The sequence below is a fragment of the Streptomyces sp. JJ66 genome, from assembly GCF_019303495.1.
Taxonomy (GTDB): Bacteria; Actinomycetota; Actinomycetes; order Streptomycetales; family Streptomycetaceae; genus Streptomyces.
The window spans coordinates 123,438-141,102 of sequence record NZ_JAEVFI010000002.1; the positions used below are offsets into that span (position 1 = coordinate 123,438).

The window sequence follows — 17,665 nt, forward strand, 5'->3', positions numbered from 1 at the left end:
CCCCGGACACTGACGGGCTGCCCCGTTCCGGTGAACCTCCGACCCGTGCCGCCCGTCGCGATGCCGCCCGTCGCGATGCCGTTGCCGGTGCGGCTCACAGCGGCGCCGGAGCCCGGCTGAGATCAGCGTTGCCCGGGGGAAACAGGAGGGAACCCACCGGGTAACAGCGCCCCCGCACGCTCAGGGGCATGACTTCGCAGCAGCGTGTGGTGGTGATCGGTGGGGGCATGGCCGGAGCCCGGCTCGTGCAGCAGCTGGCCGCGCCCGGGCGCACCGGCGGCCCGGGTGCGGGGGCGCCCGCCGTCACCGTCGTCGGCGAGGAGCGGCTCCCGGCCTACAACCGGGTGCTGCTCGCCGAGGTGCTGGCCGGGCAGTACCCGCCCGAGGTGATCGCGCTGCCGCAGCCGGCCGACGGGGTGCGCCGCCTGAGCGGTGTCCGTGCCGTCCGCGTGGACCGTGCCGAGCGCCGCGTGCAGTGCGATGACGGCACGGTCCTCGGCTACGACGCGCTGGTGCTCGCCACCGGCTCGAACCCGGTACTGCCGCCCCTGCGCGGCCTGTTCGACGACGGCCACGGCGACGCCGGACTACCCGAGGGCGTGCATCCCTTCCGCACGCTGGACGACTGCGCCGCGCTCGCCTCGGCCGCCGGGCCAGGCACGCGGGCGGTGGTGATCGGCGGCGGCCTGCTGGGCGTGTCGGCGGCCCGCGCGCTGGCCGCTCGCGGCGCGGCGCCGGTGCTGGCCCACCAGGGCGAGCACCTGATGGAGCGCCAGCTCGACCCGGCGGCCTCGGGGCTGCTGCGCGAGCACCTGAGCGCGCTCGGCGTGGAAGTGCACACCGAGTGCCGGGTGCGCGCCCTGACCACCGCACGGGATACCGGCGGACGCCGCGCGGTGCGCGCGGTGACGCTGGCTGACGGCTACGCGCTGGACGCCGACGTGGTGGTGCTCGCCTGCGGGGTGCGTCCGCGCACCGGGCTGGCGGCGGCGTCCGGGCTGACGGTACGGCACGGCATCGTCGTCGATGACCAACTGCGCACTGATGATCCGCGCGTGTACGCCATCGGCGACTGCGCCGAGCACCGGGGCACCGTCTACGGCCTGGCCGGGGCCGCGCAGGAGCAGGCCGACGCACTCGCCCGCGTCCTGCTCGCCGGGGGCACGCATCCCACACCGTGCTACCCCGGCACCCGCTCGCTGACCCGGCTCACCCTGCGCGGCCCCGGCCCGCTGGACCTGGCCGCTTTCGGCGAGACCGTGCCGCTGCCCGACGACGACGTCGTGCACCTGACCGACGCCACCCGTGGCGCGTACCGCAAGGTCGTCGTCCGGGGCGACCGGCTGGTCGGCGGCATTCTCCTGGGCGACCTCGACGCCGTTGGCGCGCTCGCCCGCACCTGGGAGGGGGACGAGCCGCTCCCCCAGACCCCGCTGCTCCACCTGCTCACGAACGATGGAGGCATCTGACCGTGCTGCAACCGTCTCAGGCTCCCCCCAAGCCCACGATTGTCCTGATCGGCCACGGCATGGTCGGGCAGCGCTTCCTGGAGGCCCTGGCCGACCGGGGCGTGACCGCCCGCGCCCGGGTCGTCGTCCTGTGCGAGGAGCCGCGTCCGGCCTACGACCGGGTGCAGCTCACCTCCTATTTCTCCGGCACCACGCCCGAGGAGCTGTCGGTGACCGACGAGGCGTTCCTCGCCGCCCACGGCGTGGAGCTGTACGTCGGCGACCCGGCCGTCTCGGTGGACCGTGCCGCCCGCACGGTCACCGCCCGCTCCGGCCAGAGCTTCCCCTACGACACGCTCGTGCTGGCCACCGGCTCCTACCCGTTCGTGCCGCCGGTGCCGGGCAAGGACAGCCGGGGTTGCTTCGTCTACCGCACCATCGAGGACCTGCTGGCCATCGAGGAGTACGCCAAGGGTGCCACCTCCGGCGTCGTCGTCGGCGGCGGGCTGCTCGGGCTGGAGGCCGCCGGGGCGCTCAGGGGCCTGGGCGTGGACGCGCACATCGTGGAGTTCAACGACCGGCTCATGGCGCTCCAGGTGGACGCGGGCGGGGGCGCGGCGCTGCGCCGCAAGATCGAGGACATGGGCCTGACCGTGCACACCGGCGTCGGCGGCCAGGAGATCACCGCCGGGCCGGACGGCGCGGTCACCGGCATGGTGCTCTCCGACGGTTCCGTCATCGACACCGATCTGGTGATCTTCTCCGCCGGGGTGCGCCCCCGCGACCAGCTCGCCCGCGACTGCGGTCTGGACGTCGGCGAGCGCGGCGGCGTCGTCGTGGACGCGCACTGCCGCACCAGCGACCCGGCCGTCTTCGCCATCGGTGAGTGCGCCAAGGCCGTGGACGGCATGGTGTACGGGCTGGTGGCGCCCGGCTACGAGATGGCCGCGACCGCCGCCGAGGTCATCGCGATCGAGGAGGGCGTCTTCGACGGCGACGGATTCACCGGCGCCGACACCTCCACCAAGCTCAAGCTGCTCGGCGTGGACGTCGCCTCCTTCGGCGACGCGCACGGCACCGCCGAAGGCTGCCTGGACGTGGTGTACTCCGACTCGCGGGCCGGGGTGTACAAGAAGCTGGTCGTCGCGAAGGACGGCACGCTGCTCGGCGGCGTCCTCGTCGGTGACGCGGAAGCGTACGGGCTGCTGCGGCCGCTGACCGGCACGGTGCCGCCCGCCTCGCCCGAGTCGCTGGTGCTGCCCGCCGGCGCCGGGGCACCGGCCCAGCTCGGCCCGTCCGCGCTGCCGGACGACGCCGTCGTCTGCTCCTGCCACAACGTGACCAAGGGCGCCATTCGCGGCGCCGTCACCGAGCACCAGTGCACCACCGTGCCCGAGGTGAAGAAGTGCACCAAGGCGGGTACCGGGTGCGGCAGTTGCGTCAAGGTGCTGGGCCAGCTGGTGAACGACGAGCTGGCGGCGCAGGGCGTCGAGGTGGACCCGGGCCTGTGCGGCTGCTTCGGGCAGACCCGGCAGGAGCTGTACGAGATCGTGCGCGCGCTGCGCCTCACCTCGTTCCGGGAGCTGCTGGACGGGCACGGGCGCGAGGCGGCCCGCGGCGGCGAGGGCTGCGAGGTGTGCCGTCCGACGGTCGGTTCCCTCATCGCCTCCCTGGCCCCGACCATCGGCGCCAGCGGCTACGTGCTGGACGGCGAGCAGGCCGCGTTGCAGGACACCAACGACCACTTCCTCGCCAACCTGCAGAAGAACGGCTCGTACTCCGTCGTCCCGCGCGTCCCCGGCGGGGAGATCACTCCGGACAAGCTCATCGTCATCGGCGAGGTGGCCAAGGAGTTCGGGCTCTACACCAAGATCACCGGTGGTCAGCGCATCGACCTGTTCGGCGCCCGCGTCGATCAGCTGCCGATGATCTGGGCCCGCCTGGTGGACGCCGGTTTCGAGTCCGGCCACGCCTACGGCAAGGCGCTGCGCACGGTGAAGTCCTGCGTCGGGCAGACCTGGTGCCGCTACGGCGTGCAGGACTCGGTGCGCATGGCCATCGACCTGGAGCTGCGCTACCGGGGCCTGCGCGCGCCGCACAAGCTGAAGTCGGCCGTCTCCGGCTGCCAGCGCGAGTGCGCCGAGGCCCAGAGCAAGGACTTCGGCGTCATCGCCACCGCCAGCGGCTGGAACCTGTACGTCGGCGGCAACGGCGGTGCCACCCCGCGCCACGCCGACCTGCTCGCGCAGGACCTCTCCGACGCCGGGCTGGTGCGGCTCATCGACCGGTTCCTGATGTTCTACATCCGTACCGCCGACCGGCTGGAGCGCACCTCGGTGTGGCTGGAGCGCATCGAGGGCGGCCTCGACCACGTCCGCGACGTCGTCGTGCACGACTCGCTGGGCATCTGTGACGAGCTGGAGGCCATGATGGCCGAGCACGTCGCCGGGTACCGCGACGAGTGGGCCGAGACGCTGAACGACCCGGAGCGGCTGCGGCGCTTCGTCTCCTTCGTCAACGCTCCGGACGCTCCCGACCCCTCGGTGCGGTTCGTTCCCGAGCGCGACCAGACCAAGCCCGACCTGGCGATCCTGGCCGGTCCCGACCTGCCCGTCCGTACTCTCGAAGGAGCCCAGAGCCGATGACGACGGCGACAACGACGGATACGACAGCGGCGGCGGCAACGGATACGACGGCGGCGACGACGGATACGGCGCTGGCGGCGCCGGGCCTGCCGCCGTCCGCCCGGGTCCAGGTGGAGACGGACACCGGATGGACGACGGTGTGCGAGGTGGGCGATCTTCTCCCGGGCCGGGGGGTGGCCGCACTGCTGCCCGACGGCACGCAGATCGCGGTGTTCCTCGACCGCACGGGCGGGGCGCACGCCATCGCCAACCGCGACCCGTTCACGGGCGCGTACGTCCTCTCCCGTGGCCTGCTGGGCTCCGCCCAGGGCCGCCCCTTCGTCGCCTCGCCTTTGCTAAAGCAGCGCTTCGACCTGGCGAGCGGACGCTGTCTGGACGACGACGCGGTGACGGTGCGGGCGTACGCGGTCCGCGTGGGGTAGCCCCTCCTCGTCCTCCCCGGAGCTGGGGCGCGGACCGGGACCGCCGAGCCGCCAGCACCGGTTTCGGGGAGGGCAAAGAGGGCACACATCGCACTCAATCCCGCGCAAGGTGCGAAACGGACATGATGCCCTAATCTCAACACAGGTACCCAATACGCGCCTGAATTTCCCTCAGATGACACCCTCGTGACTGGACTCACAGCCGCTCCAGCCCCGTGCAATTGCACCGCACGCCCTTTTCGTCACCCCGGTGCCAATTTCCCTGCTCAACCACGGGTTTTCGGACAAACCCCTAGATCCATTTCCTTACGCACGGAATCGGCTTCACCGCGCACCGTGGCCGAAAGCGGGTGTGGCAGACCGGGTGTAGCCCGTCGCGCCTTCCCGCTCCTTGTTTCGTGCAAACGCATGTGTCTACGGTTCCTCCGCCATCGCATCGGATGCGGTGGCCCCACCACCGGGACGCCGAATCCTGCCGCCCGGCCGGGGGAAGAGACCCGAAGTCGATCGCGGCAGGAGCGGGGGAACCAGGTAAGTGCCGTGCCGTGTATCCGTACCGGTACGGCTAGGGGTGAAGCCATGCTCCGGCGCGCGCGGCGCGCCGGAACGTGGCCGGGCTACTCCGGCCCGAATCCGACAGCTCACCTCGCAGGCGTAGGAGAGGACACACCTATGTCTCGTGGTCGCCACCGCCGTCCGCGCCAGCTCATCACCCGTCAGGTCGCCCGCGTGTCGATCGTCGCCGCCGTCGGCGGCGTCGCCGCTCCGCTCGCCGCGGCCACCGCCAACGCCGCCGATGTCTCCGTGTGGGACAAGGTCGCCGCGTGCGAGAGCACCGGCAACTGGTCCATCAACACCGGCAACGGCTTCTACGGCGGACTCCAGTTCCAGCAGTCCTCCTGGGAGGCCGCCGGCGGCACCCAGTACGCCCCGCGTGCCGACCTGGCCACCAAGGACCAGCAGATAGCCACCGCCGAGCGCCTGCTGGAGATGCAGGGCCCGGGCGCCTGGCCGGTGTGCGGCCCCCGCGCCGGTCTGACGCAGGGCGGCCCCGCCCCGCAGCTCGACGTCAACGGCTCGGCGGAGAAGTCCGCCGAGAAGGCTGAGAAGGCCGAGAAGAAGGCCGAGCCCCAGGCGGCGAAGGCCGGGGACAAGCCGGAGCCGAAGGCCGAGCCGAGCAAGAAGGCCGAGAAGGCTGAGAAGAAGGCCGCGCCCAAGGCGGAGCCGAAGGCCGAGAAGGCCACCGGCGAGAAGTACACCGTCGTCAGCGGTGACACCCTCTACGGCATCGCCACGGTCAAGCACATCGACGGCGGCTGGAAGGCCGTCTACGAGGCCAACCGTGATGTCGTGGGCGCCGACCCGGACCTCATCTTCCCCGGCCAGCGCCTGAGCCTGGACGCTCAGCAGGCCGCCGGGCAGCCGAAGGCCGACCAGTCCAAGGCCGCGCCGAAGCCGGAGCCGAAGGCGGACCAGCCCGCCGAGAAGCCCGCCCAGAAGCCCGCTGAGAAGAAGGCGGAGCCGAAGCCGGAGCCTAAGGCCGAGAAGAAGGCCGAGCCCGCCCCGGCCAAGGAGGCCAACACGCCGAAGCCGAAGAGCGCGGAGCCCGCCCAGCAGGCGCCCGCCGCCACCGGCTGGGTCCGCCCGGTCGAGGCGTCCACCAGCACCGCCTACCGCGCCACCGGGTCCTCGTGGTCCAGCGGCTACCACACCGGTGTGGACTTCGCCGCGGCCACGGGCACCACGGTGCGGTCCGTGGGCGCTGGCACCGTCGTCTCCGCGGGCTGGGGCGGCTCGTACGGCAACCAGGTGGTCATCAAGCACACCGACGGCCGCTACAGCCAGTACGCCCACCTCTCCTCGATCTCCGTCTCCGCGGGCCAGTCCGTGAGCGGCGGTACGCAGATCGGCCTCGTCGGCTCCACCGGCAACAGCACGGGCCCGCACCTGCACTTCGAGATCCGCACCGGTGCTGGCTACGGCTCGGACATCGACCCGCTGGCTTACCTGCGCGCCAAGGGCGTCAGCATCTGAGAACGCTGAACCGCACCACCACGGGACCGGCCGTGCCGACGACGTTCGTTGGCACGGCCGGTTCTCGCCGTTGGCGCGCCCGTGCCGGGGGCGTCACCCGGCGTCGTTAGTCTCCGCCGCGCGAGACCCCGTCACCGCCCGGTGCCGGGGCTGGGACGATCGCGAGTGAGGTACCCGTGGAACGTCGCTCCTTCCTGCGCGGCACCGTGGTGAGCGGTTCGGCCGCCGCCTTCGGCTTCACCCTGATGCGGGGTGCCGCCTACGCCGCCCCGGCCCAGCCAGGCCCGAGCCCGTACGGCTCCCCGCTTTCCGCCGACGCGAACGGCATCCGGCTGCCCGCCGGCTTCAGCAGCCGCGTCATCGCCCGCTCCGGACAGCGGGTGGCGGGCACGTCCTACCGCTGGCACCCCGCTCCGGACGGCGGCGCCTGCTTCCCCTCGGGCAGCGGCTGGATCTACGTCTCCAACTCCGAGGTCAACCCCGGCGGCGGCGCGAGCGCCGTGCGCTTCAACTCCTACGGCTCCGTCACCGGCGCCTACCGCATCCTGTCCGGCACGCGGCAGAACTGCGCGGGTGGCGCGACTCCGTGGCGCACCTGGCTGTCGTGCGAGGAAGTGGACCGCGGCTACGTCTACGAGACCGACCCCTACGGTGTGAACAGCGCCGTGCGCCGCGCCGCGATGGGCCGCTTCAAGCACGAGGCGGCGGCGGCCGACCCGCAGCGCGAGGTCATCTACCTCACCGAGGACGTCAGCGACGGCTGTCTGTACCGGTTCGTGCCCGACACCTGGGGCGACCTGTCCTCCGGGCGCCTGCAGGTTCTGGTGGCCGGTTCCGCCACCTCCGGTTCGTTCAGCTGGGCGGACGTGCCCGACCCCAGCGGCGGTAGCCGGGCCACCCGCCGCCAGGTCTCCGGCGCCAAGCACTTCAACGGCGGCGAGGGCTGCCACTACGCCGACGGCACGGTGTGGTTCACCACTAAGGGCGACGGCCGCCTGTGGCGGCTGAACCTCGCCAGCGGCACCTACGAACTGGCCTACGACGACTCCCTGGTCAGCGGCAGCCCCCCGCTGACCGGCCTCGACAACGTCACCGGCGCCTCCAGCGGGGACCTGTTCATCGCCGAGGACGGCGGCAACATGGAGATCTGTCTGGTGACACCCGACGACATCGTGGCGCCCTTCCTCCGCGTCGAGCACCAGTCCGGCTCGGAGATCTGCGGCCCCGCCTTCTCCCCCGACGGCACCCGCCTGTACTTCTCCAGCCAGCGCGGCACTACCGGCCGCTCCTCCGGCGGCATCACCTACGAGGTGACCGGCCCGTTCCGTGCCTGACCCCAAGGGCGGTGTGGCACCTCCGCACAGGTGCCACACCGCCCGGCCAGGACCGTCAGCGTGGACGAGGGTCACCGCGCGGCGCCGCCCGGCCCCCAGAACGCCGGGCGAGAACCCGGCGCCGGCTTGACGGGCAGCGTCAGCGGCTGTCGCTGCCCGCGCTCTGCGCCGCCGCCCGCCCGGCCTCCAGCCGCGCGACCGGGATGCGGAACGGCGAGCAGGACACGTAGTCGAGGCCCACCTCGTGGAAGAAGTGCACGGACTCCGGGTCGCCGCCGTGCTCGCCGCACACGCCGAGCTTGAGGTCGGGCCGGGTGGCCCGGCCGGCCGCCGCCGCGTCCGCCACGAGCTTGCCCACGCCGTCCTTGTCGATCGTCTCGAACGGGGAGACGCCGAAGATGCCTTTCTCCAGGTACGCGGTGAAGAAGCTGGCTTCCACGTCGTCCCGGCTGAAGCCCCACACCGTCTGGGTGAGGTCGTTGGTGCCGAAGGAGAAGAAGTCGGCGGACTCGGCGATCTGATGGGCGGTCAGCGCGGCGCGTGGCAGCTCGATCATCGTGCCCAGGGTCAGCTTCAGCTCCACGCCGTGCTCACGCTCGATCTCCGTGATGACGCGCTCGGCCTCGTCGCGGACGATCTCCAGCTCCTGCACCGTGCCCACCAGCGGGATCATGATCTCCGCACGCGGGTCGCCCTTGGCGGCCTTGCGCTCGGCGGCGGCTTCCGCGATGGCCCGCACCTGCATGGTGAACAGGCCGGGGATGACCAGGCCCAGGCGCACGCCGCGCAGACCGAGCATCGGGTTCTGCTCGTGCAGCCGGTGGACGGCCTGGAGCAGGCGCAGGTCGTTCTCGTTGGCGTCCTTGCGGGACTCCGCGAGCGCGACGCGCACCGACAGCTCGGTGATGTCGGGCAGGAACTCGTGGAGCGGCGGGTCGAGCAGCCGGACGGTGACGGGCAGGCCGTCCATCGCCTCGAACAGTTCCTTGAAGTCGCCCTTTTGCAGCGGCAGCAGGGCGGCCAGTGCCTGGTCCCGCTCGGTGTCGGCGTCGGCGAGGATCAGCCGCTCGACCAGTTCGCGGCGCTCACCGAGGAACATGTGCTCGGTGCGGCACAGGCCGATGCCCTGCGCGCCGAACCGGCGGGCCCGGGCGGCGTCCTCGGCGTTGTCGGCGTTGGCGCGCACCCGCAGGCGGCGCACGCGGTCGGCGTAGGCCATGACGCGGTGCACGGCCTGCACCAGCTCGTCGGCGTCGTCCGCCCCGGCGTGCATGCGGCCCTCGAAGTACTCCACGACGGGCGAGGGCACCACGGGCACCTCACCCCGGTAGACCTTGCCGGTGGAGCCGTCGATGGACACCACGTCGCCCTCGTCGATCACGACGGTGCCCTTGCCGTCCGGGGCCGGGGCGGTCAGCTGGCGGCGCTTGGTGTCCACTTCCAGGTCCTCCGCGCCGCACACGCACGTCTTGCCCATGCCCCGGGCCACGACGGCGGCGTGCGAGGTCTTGCCGCCGCGCGAGGTGAGGATGCCCTCGGCGGCGATCATGCCGTCCAGGTCGTCGGGGTTGGTCTCGCGGCGGATGAGGATGACCTTCTCGCCCGAGCGGGACCACTTGATCGCGGTGTAGGAGTCGAAGACCGCCTTGCCGACGGCCGCGCCCGGCGAGGCGGCGATGCCGCGCCCGAGCTGGTCGGCCTGCGCGGTGAGGTCGAAGCGGGGGAACATCAGCTGGGCGAGCTGGGCGCCGTTGACGCGCTGCAGCGCCTCGGCCTCGTCGATGAGCCCCTGATCGACCAGCTGCGTGGCGATGCGGAACGCGGCGGCGGCGGTGCGCTTGCCCACGCGGGTCTGGAGCATCCACAGCTTGCCGCGCTCGATGGTGAACTCGATGTCGCACAGATCCTTGTAGTGGAGCTCCAGCGTCTCCATGATCTGCATGAGTTCGGCGTAGGACTTCTGGTCCAGCTGCTCCAGCTCGGCGAGCGGGACGGTGTTGCGGATACCGGCGACGACGTCCTCGCCCTGCGCGTTTTGCAGGTAGTCGCCGTAGACGCCCTGCTGGCCGCTGGCCGGGTCGCGGGTGAAGGCGACGCCGGTGCCGGAGTCGGGGCCGAGGTTGCCGAAGACCATGGAGCAGACGTTGACGGCCGTGCCCAGGTCGTGCGGGATGCGCTCCTGGCGGCGGTAGAGCTTGGCGCGGTCGGTGTTCCAGGAGTCGAAGACCGCGCGGATGGCGAGGTCCATCTGCTCGCGCGGGTCCTGCGGGAAGTCGCGGCCGGTGTCGCGGCGGACGATGCCCTTGAAGGTGTCCACCAGGGCGCGCATGTCGCCGGCGTCCAGCTCGATGTCGGTGGCCGCGCCCTTGGCCCGCTTGGCGTCCTCGATGGCCTCCTCGAAGTGCTCGCCGTCCACGCCGAGCACGGTCTTGCCGAACATCTGGATCAGCCGGCGGTAGGAGTCCCAGGCGAACCGCTCGTCCCCGGCCTGCGCGGCGAGTCCGCTGACGGAGGTGTCGGACAGGCCGATGTTGAGCACGGTGTCCATCATGCCCGGCATGGAGAACTTGGCCCCGGAGCGCACCGACACCAGCAGCGGGTCGTCGGCCTGCCCGAGCTGCTTGCCCATCTGCTGTTCCAGCGCGGCGAGGTGCTCGCTCACCTCGTCGCGCAGCGCGCCGGGCTCGGTGCCCGTCTCCAGGTAGCGGCAGCACGCTTCGGTGGTGATGGTGAAGCCGGGTGGCACCGGGAGACCGAGGTTGGTCATCTCGGCGAGGTTGGCGCCCTTGCCGCCGAGGAGGTCCTTCAGCTCCTTGTTGCCCTCGGTGAAGGCGTACACGAACTTGGTGTCGCTCGCGGTTACGTGGGGTTCTGTGTTTTCCGGCACGGGACTCGACTCCTCGTGTACGCCTGCCTGCCCTGACGGCGGGGAGCGTACCCAGTTCCAAGGCTGATCAGCACGGGTAGTCGCACGTCAGGCGGGTTCAACCACCCATCCGCCAGCGGATCGAAAGCAAAGGTTCAGCCAAGTGATCACGTGTGGCACTTTCGAGGCTTGAACACATGATGACGCACCGCAGCGAATCATGCGCGCCTTCATGACACTGAGTGAGAGTGAGCGTCGGGGCGTTCGTGGAATCACCTGGCACTGAGTGCCACTCATTGGAGTCCCGTACACAACAGTCGAGCGCTCATCTGAGCGCGCCTCTCATCACTCGTGGCGAGGATCACGCGCCCCTCCGGTCCGTGTCCCACGATCCGGACCCCACCGCCTTCCGGCGATCGGGCGTTCACCTCCCGCCGCCAGCCGAGCTGAATCCGGTTAACAGGCAGGGTCACCGGGGGAACTCCTTGTGATGCGCATCACATCAGCGATCTGCCCGAATGTGATGTAGCTGATGTTTCGGGCGGAACCCGGCACCGATACTTTTGCGTGTTCAACAGAAGTTCACCCGGCGATGACACCGACGCGTGCAGGGGGCCTAAGCCGCCTGCGCCTGTTCCGCCACCACCGGGACCCTCCGACCCCGGAGCCCCTCCGTGGACCGCGTGACCGAGACCACAGCCCCCACTCCGCCCACCGCACCCACCGCCCTGCTGCCGACCATCCCGCACCAGGGCGGCAGCACCCGGACCGCCCCCGGCGCCCGCACCGCCCCGGGCCACGCCGCCGCGCTCGCCCACCGGGCCGCCCATATGCTGGCGTGCAACTGGACGGGCGGCGCGACGGTGCCGGCGCACAGCCTGTACCCGCACCAGTGGAGCTGGGACTCGGCGTTCATCGCGATCGGACTGCGGCACCACGAGCCGCTGCGGGCACAGCAGGAGTTGGAGACCCTGCTGGCCGCCCAGTGGGAGGACGGCCGCGTACCGCACATCGTCTTCAACCCGGCCGTCCCGCGCCACGCGTACTTCCCGAGCCCGGACTTCTGGCGCTCCGCGTCGGCGGGCAAGGGGGCGGGCTCCCCCGCGGACCGGCACACGTCCGGCATCGTGCAGCCGCCCGCGCACGCACTGGCCGCCTGGCTGGTGCACCAAGCGCACCCCCGCACCTCCCGGGAACGCGGCTTCCTGCTGCGGCTCTACCCGCGACTGGCCGCCTGGCACCGCTACCTGGCCGCATGCCGCGACCTGGGCGGCCACGGGCTGGCGGCCGTGGTGCACCCGTGGGAGCCGGGCATGGACAACAGCCCGTGCTGGGACGCGCCGCTGGCCCGCGTCGCCCCGGCCGCACCGGACACCTTCCGCCGCGCCGACCTGGACCACGGCGCCGCCACCGACCGCCCCACCGACCTGGACTACGGCCGCTACGTGCGGCTGGCCGCCGCGTACCGCGACGCCGGGTACGACGACACGCGCGCGGTGTTCGCCTTCGCCGTGGAGGACCCGGGCTTCAACGCGCTGCTGACGGCCTCCGAGCACGCCCTTGCCGAGATCGCGCAGGAGCTGGGCGCCGACCCTCAGCCGCACCGCCGCCGCGCCCGGGAGCTGACCCAGGCCATGGAGCGCCGCCTGTGGGACCCGCAGGCCGGGCAGTTCCGCTGCCGCGACCTGATCGACGGCACCCTCATCGACGAGCGCAGCGCCGCCGGGCTGCTGCCGCTGGCCCTGCCGGACCTGCCGGAGCCGGTGGTAGAGGCACTGGTGCGCACGCTTCAGGGCCCGCACTTCACCCCACGGCCCGCCCGGGATGCCCAGCCCGTGCACGCCACGGGCACGGCGGCGGACGCGGGTGACGCGGGCACGGTGGGCGACGCGGGCGACACGGCCCACGATGCGGACGCGGACACCGCGCCCGGACTCGTCCCGAGCTACGACCTGCGCGGCCGGGCCTTCGACCGCCGCCGCTACTGGCGCGGCCCGGCCTGGTTCAACGTCAACTGGCTGCTGGAGTCCGGCCTGCGCCGCTACGGCCACACCGAGCGGGCCAACGCGCTGCGGGAGGCGATACTCCACGCGGCGGACGCCACCGGGTTCGCCGAGTACGTCGATCCGCTGACCGGTGCCGGGCGCGGCGCCCGCGCGTTCGGCTGGACGGCCGCGCTCACCCTGGACCTGCTGGCGAATCAGCCGCCGGAGGTGTCCAGTTCGGCGTCGGCGGTGACCGTCGTACAGGCGTAGGGGTCGTCCAGCCAGCCGTCGGGCAGCACCACGCGGTTGCGCCCGTGGGTGCGGCCGCGCGGGCCCTCGGCTCCGGCGGGCCAGGGCTGGTCCAGCTCCAGCCCGTCCAGCAGTTCCCGCAGTTCGGTGAGGGAAGCGGCGACGGCCAGTCGGCTACGCGCCTGGGAGCCGACGGAGAAGCCCTTGGTGTACCAGGCGATGTGCTTGCGGAAGTCGATGACGCCGCGCGCCTCGTCGCCCAGCCACTCCCCCAGCAGCCGCGCGTGCCGCACCATGACGTCGGCGACCTCGCGCAGGGTGGGCCGGGCCACCTCGTCCTCGCGGCCCTCGAAGAGCGCCACCAGGTCGCCGAACAGCCACGGGCGGCCCAGGCAGCCCCGGCCCACGACGACCCCGTCGCAGCCGGTCTCGCGCATCATGCGGACCGCGTCCTGGGCACACCAGATGTCGCCGTTGCCGAGCACCGGGATCTCGGCGGGCACCGCCTCGCGCAGGCGGGCGATGGCCGACCAGTCGGCGGTGCCGGAGTAGTGCTGGGCGGCGGTGCGGCCGTGCAGGGCGATCGCGCTGACGCCTTCCTCGGCGGCGATGCGGCCCGCGTCGAGGTAGGTGAGGTGGTCGTCGTCGATGCCCTTGCGGGTCTTCATCGTCACCGGCAGGCCGCCCGCGCCGGTGACCGCCTCGCGCAGGATCTCGCGCAGCAGGTTGCGCTTGTAGGGCAGCGCCGAGCCGCCGCCCTTGCGGGTGACCTTGGGCACCGGGCAGCCGAAGTTGAGGTCGATGTGGTCGGCCAGGTCCTCGTCGGCGATCATGCGCGCGGCCTTGCCGACGGTGACCGGGTCCACCCCGTACAGCTGGATGGACCGCGGGCGTTCACCGGCGTCGAAGCGGATGAGCCGCATGGTCTTCTCGTTGCGCTCGACCAGGGCCCGCGTGGTGATCATCTCGCTGACGAACAGGCCCTTGCCGCCGGAGAAGTCCCGGCACAGGGTGCGGAAGGGGGCGTTGGTGATCCCGGCCATCGGCGCCAGCACCACCGGGGGTGTGACGTCGTGCGGTCCGATCCTGAGCTGCCGTGCCACGGTGCCTTCGCTCCGGCTCTTCCTGTTGCCTGTGGTGCCTGTCGTCGCTGTGCTGCTGGTGAGGCCAATGGACGCTTGCGGTTACTTCCGGCCCCTGGCGGTGCTGCCCACCCTGGCGGCCTCCTGGTCCTGCGCCTTCGCGGCTCGCACCGCCGCGCACTCGCCGCAGGTGCCGAAGATCTCCACGGTGTGGGCCACGTCCCGGAAGCCGTGCTCGGCGGCGATGGCGTCGGCCCACTTCTCCACGGCCGGGCCCTCCACCTCGACGGCCTTGCCGCAGGAGCGGCAGACCAGGTGGTGGTGGTGGTCGTCGGTGCTGCACCGGCGGTAGACGGCCTCGCCCTCGTCGGTGCGCAGGACGTCCACCTCGCCAGCGTCGGCGAGTGACTGGAGGGTGCGGTAGACGGTCGTCAGCCCCACCGAGTCACCCCGGTGCTTGAGCATGTCGTGCAGCTCCTGCGCGCTGCGGAACTCATCGACCTCGCTCAGTGCCGCCGACACCGCGGCGCGCTGCCGCGTCGAACGGCCGCGGACTGGGGGACCTGCGGTCGCCACCGTTAGCCTCCTTACCAAACCCGTACGGGTGATTGGGCTCGCCTCGGTCGCGCCCAATTGTGCCAGGTGTGGCAGACGCGTCCGGGCGCACCGGCTATCGCCGCCTACCCACCGCGTACCGGCTCCCCTTCCAGCATGCCGGACGGCTCGCTCCGGGCGGCCAGCCGGGCGCGTCTGCGTGCGACGGCCGGGGTGAGCGCGGCCAGCACGGCGAACGCGGCGATGGCCAGCAGCACGATCGTCGCCCCGGGCGGCACGTCCACGTAGAAGGAGACGGCGGTGCCGGACAGCGCGACCAGGACGCCGAGCACGACGGACAGCCCGAGCGTCACCGCGAAGCCGCGCGTCACCTGCTGCGCCGCCGCCACCGGGATCACCATCAGCGCGCTGACCAGCAGCAGCCCCACCACCCGCATCGCCACGGTGACGGTGACGGCCGCGGTGACGGCCAGCAGCAGGTTCAGCAGCTTCACCGGCAGCCCGGTGACGCGGGCGAACTCCTCGTCCTGGCAGACGGCGAACAGCTGCCGCCGCAGCCCGAGGCAGATCGCCAGCACCGCACAGGACAGCACGACGATGGCGGTGACGTCCTCGGGCGAGACGGTCGTGATGGAGCCGAACATAGCGGTGAGCAGATCGCCGGTGGAGCCGCCCGGCGCCAAATTAATGATCATGACGCCGCCCGCCATGCCGCCGTAGAACAGCATGGCCAGCGCGATGTCACCGCGCGCCTTGCCGTACCAGCGCACCAGCTCGATCGCGACGGCGCCGGCCGCGGCGACCAGCACCGCCGTCCACACCGCGTTCGTGCTGAGCAGGAAGCCCAGTGCCACGCCGGTGAGCGCGATGTGCCCGATCCCGTCGCCCATGATCGCCTGGTGCCGCTGCACGAGGTAGATGCCGACGGCGGGCGCGGCGATGCCCACCAGCAGCGCGGCCAGCAGGGCGCGCTGCATGAAGGCGTAGTCGAGGATCTCGATCATGACGGAAGCCCTGTTCCGATGCGGGGGGCCACGGGGGCCTCGGCGGGGACGGCGCTGTCGTGCGGGTGGCAGGCCAGATCGTGCAGCTGCTCGGGGTGCTCAACGCGCTCCACCCGGCCGTCGCGCAGGACGACGCTGCGGTCGATCAGCGGCGCCAGCGGCCCCAGCTCGTGCAGCACCAGGAGCACCGAGGTGCCCTCGGACACCTGCGCCCGCAGCGCGGTGGCCAGCACCCGCTGGCTGGCCAGGTCCACCCCGGCCAGCGGCTCGTCCATGATCAGCAGCTCGGGTTCGGCGGCGAGCGCGCGGGCGATGAGCACCCGCTGGTGCTGGCCGCCGGAGAGCGCGCTGACGGAGTCCCGGGCCCGGTCGCCCAGGCCGACGAGGTCCACGGCGCGGGTGACGGCGTCCCGGTCCGCGCGGCCCAGCGGGCGCAGGCGGCGGCGGGCGAGCCGTCCGGAGGAGACCACCTCGCGGACGGTCGCCGGGACCCCGGCGGCGGCGGTCGAACGCTGCGGGACGTAGCCCAGGCGGTGCCAGGCCCTGAAGCGGCGCAGCGGCGTGCCGAACACCTCCAGCTCACCGCCGGTCAGCGGCACCTGGCCGATGGCGGCGCGGACGGCGGTGGACTTGCCGGAGCCGTTCGCACCCAGCAGGGCCACGACCTCGCCGCGTCCTACGGTGAGGTCGATGCCGCGCAGCACGGGCCGCGCCCCGAGCGCCGCGTGCACGCCGCGCAGGGCTATGACGGGATCGGTCGCGGGTTCCGTCACGGATGCCTTCACGGGCAGGCCCTCCTCCACCGCCCCGGCCGGGGCGCTCACTTGGCGCCGAGCGCCTTTTGCAGTGCTTCCAGGTTCGCGCGCATGACCGCGAAGTAGTCGTCGCCACGGGAGGCGTCGGTGATGCCTTCCAGCGGGTCGAGGACGTCGGTGTCCAGGTTCAGGTCGGCGGCCAGGGCCTTGGCGGTGCGGTCGCTGGCGATCGTCTCGAAGAACACCGTGGAGACGTTGTCCTCCTCGGCGATGGTGTGCAGCTCCTTCAGCCGCGCGCCACTCGGCTCGGTCTCCGGGCTCAGCCCGGTGATGGGCTCCTGGTGCAGGCCGTAGCGGGCGGCGAGGTGGCCGAAGGCAGCGTGAGTGGTGATGAAGGTGTCCGTCGCGGTGTTGCTCAGGCCCTGCTCGAACTCGGTGTCGAGCTGCTCCAGCTCGGCGGACAGCTCGTCGGCGTTCTTGCGGTAGTCGGCGGCGTGGTCGGGGTCGGCCTTGGCCAGCGCCTCGCCGACACCCTCGGCGACGGCAGCGTACTGCACGGGGTCGAGCCAGATGTGCGGGTCCTTGCCGCCGTGGTCGTGGTCGTGGTCATGCTCGTGGTCGTGGCCCTCGTGCGCGTCCTCCTCGGTGGGCTCGTCACTGGCGGGCTCGTCCCCGGTGGGCTCACCTTCGCCGTGCTCCTCGCCGTGGCCGTGCTCGCCGTGCTCCTCGCCGTGGCCGTGGTCGCCGTGCTCCTCGCCGTGGCCGTGGTCGCCGTGCTCCTCGCCATGGCCGTGCTCGCCGTGCCCGTGGTCGTCGTGGCCCGCGTCGCCGTGGTTCTCCTCGTCCGGGCCGTGGTCGGTCCGGCCGCCCTGCGGCTCGGCACCGCCACCGGCTGCAGCCTCCGCCAGCGCACTGGCCTCCACGACGTGCTCGGCCCCGGACTGCTTGATCGCGTCGTCCACCGCGGGCTGCATACCCTTGAGGTAGAGCACGGCACCGGCCTCGGTCAGCTCGGCGGTCTGCCGGGGGGTGAGTTCCAGGTCGTGCGGATCGACGCCGGGCTGGGTCAGCGTCGTCACCGAGACGTGCTCACCGCCGACCCGCTCGGCCAGGAACTCCATGGGGTAGAAGGAGGCGAGGACGGACAGCTTGCCGTCCTCCGTGGTCCCCGCGCTCCCGCTCCCACAGGCGGACAGGGTGAGCAGGGACAGCACGGAGGCCCCGGCGAGTGCGGGGCCCGCTATGAGAGGGCGGCGACGAGCGTTCATGACACTCATTTTCAGCAA

General features: G+C 72.3%; 12 protein-coding genes and 1 riboswitch. Of the genes, 6 read left to right on the forward strand and 6 right to left on the reverse strand.

The window, feature by feature from the left end:
• Positions 1-188 precede the first annotated feature (188 nt).
• The 5 genes from JJV70_RS02585 to JJV70_RS02605 all read left to right on the forward strand — a co-directional run bounded on the left by JJV70_RS02585 (position 189) and on the right by JJV70_RS02605 (position 7,883).
• Complete coding sequence (locus JJV70_RS02585; RefSeq protein WP_219045909.1) at positions 189-1,469, forward strand: NAD(P)/FAD-dependent oxidoreductase; 1,281 nt, start codon at positions 189-191, stop codon at positions 1,467-1,469.
• Positions 1,470-1,528: 59 nt separating this feature from the next.
• The gene (gene nirB / locus JJV70_RS02590) at positions 1,529-4,093 is read left to right on the forward strand and encodes a nitrite reductase large subunit NirB (protein WP_219046170.1); all 2,565 of its coding nucleotides are present in this window, start codon (positions 1,529-1,531) and stop codon (positions 4,091-4,093) included.
• Entirely contained in the window at positions 4,090-4,515 is a 426-nt protein-coding gene (gene nirD, locus JJV70_RS02595; RefSeq protein ID WP_219045911.1) for a nitrite reductase small subunit NirD, read from the forward strand. Before nirB ends, nirD begins: the two co-directional genes overlap by 4 nt.
• A gap of 491 nt (positions 4,516-5,006) precedes the next feature.
• A riboswitch (cyclic di-AMP (ydaO/yuaA leader) is annotated at positions 5,007-5,185 on the forward strand.
• A 2-nt stretch (positions 5,186-5,187) separates the two neighbouring features.
• A complete protein-coding gene (locus tag JJV70_RS02600) occupies positions 5,188-6,549 on the forward strand; it encodes a transglycosylase family protein (protein ID WP_219045913.1) in 1,362 nt (453 codons plus the stop codon).
• A 176-nt stretch (positions 6,550-6,725) separates the two neighbouring features.
• Positions 6,726-7,883 (forward strand): alkaline phosphatase PhoX, encoded by a 1,158-nt coding sequence (locus tag JJV70_RS02605; protein ID WP_219045914.1) that lies wholly within the window; start codon positions 6,726-6,728, stop codon positions 7,881-7,883.
• Positions 7,884-8,022: 139 nt separating this feature from the next.
• Here the strand turns inward: JJV70_RS02605 and ppdK are convergent, their stop codons facing one another.
• Entirely contained in the window at positions 8,023-10,770 is a 2,748-nt protein-coding gene (ppdK, locus tag JJV70_RS02610; protein ID WP_219045915.1) for a pyruvate, phosphate dikinase, read from the reverse strand.
• 653 nt (positions 10,771-11,423) lie between these two features.
• On the opposite strand from ppdK, the gene JJV70_RS02615 reads away from it, so the two are divergent.
• Complete coding sequence (locus tag JJV70_RS02615) at positions 11,424-13,004, forward strand: hypothetical protein (protein WP_374227232.1); 1,581 nt, start codon at positions 11,424-11,426, stop codon at positions 13,002-13,004.
• Here JJV70_RS02615 and dusB read toward each other — a convergent pair.
• The 5 genes from dusB to JJV70_RS02640 all read right to left on the reverse strand — a co-directional run bounded on the left by dusB (position 12,950) and on the right by JJV70_RS02640 (position 17,647).
• Positions 12,950-14,086 (reverse strand): tRNA dihydrouridine synthase DusB, encoded by a 1,137-nt coding sequence (gene dusB, locus JJV70_RS02620; protein WP_219045916.1) that lies wholly within the window; start codon positions 14,084-14,086, stop codon positions 12,950-12,952. The two genes, JJV70_RS02615 and dusB, sit on opposite strands and share 55 nt — an antisense overlap.
• 81 nt (positions 14,087-14,167) lie before the next feature.
• On the reverse strand, positions 14,168-14,641 hold the full coding sequence (locus tag JJV70_RS02625; RefSeq protein WP_219045917.1) for a Fur family transcriptional regulator: 474 nt from the start codon (positions 14,639-14,641) through the stop codon (positions 14,168-14,170).
• A 104-nt stretch (positions 14,642-14,745) separates the two neighbouring features.
• A complete protein-coding gene (locus JJV70_RS02630; RefSeq protein ID WP_219045918.1) occupies positions 14,746-15,624 on the reverse strand; it encodes a metal ABC transporter permease in 879 nt (292 codons plus the stop codon).
• A complete protein-coding gene (locus JJV70_RS02635; protein WP_308294647.1) occupies positions 15,621-16,409 on the reverse strand; it encodes a metal ABC transporter ATP-binding protein in 789 nt (262 codons plus the stop codon). Before JJV70_RS02635 ends, JJV70_RS02630 begins: the two co-directional genes overlap by 4 nt.
• A 35-nt stretch (positions 16,410-16,444) precedes the next feature.
• Positions 16,445-17,647: a metal ABC transporter substrate-binding protein gene (locus tag JJV70_RS02640; protein WP_219045921.1), complete on the reverse strand. Its 1,203-nt coding sequence runs from the start codon at positions 17,645-17,647 to the stop codon at positions 16,445-16,447.
• Positions 17,648-17,665 lie beyond the last annotated feature (18 nt).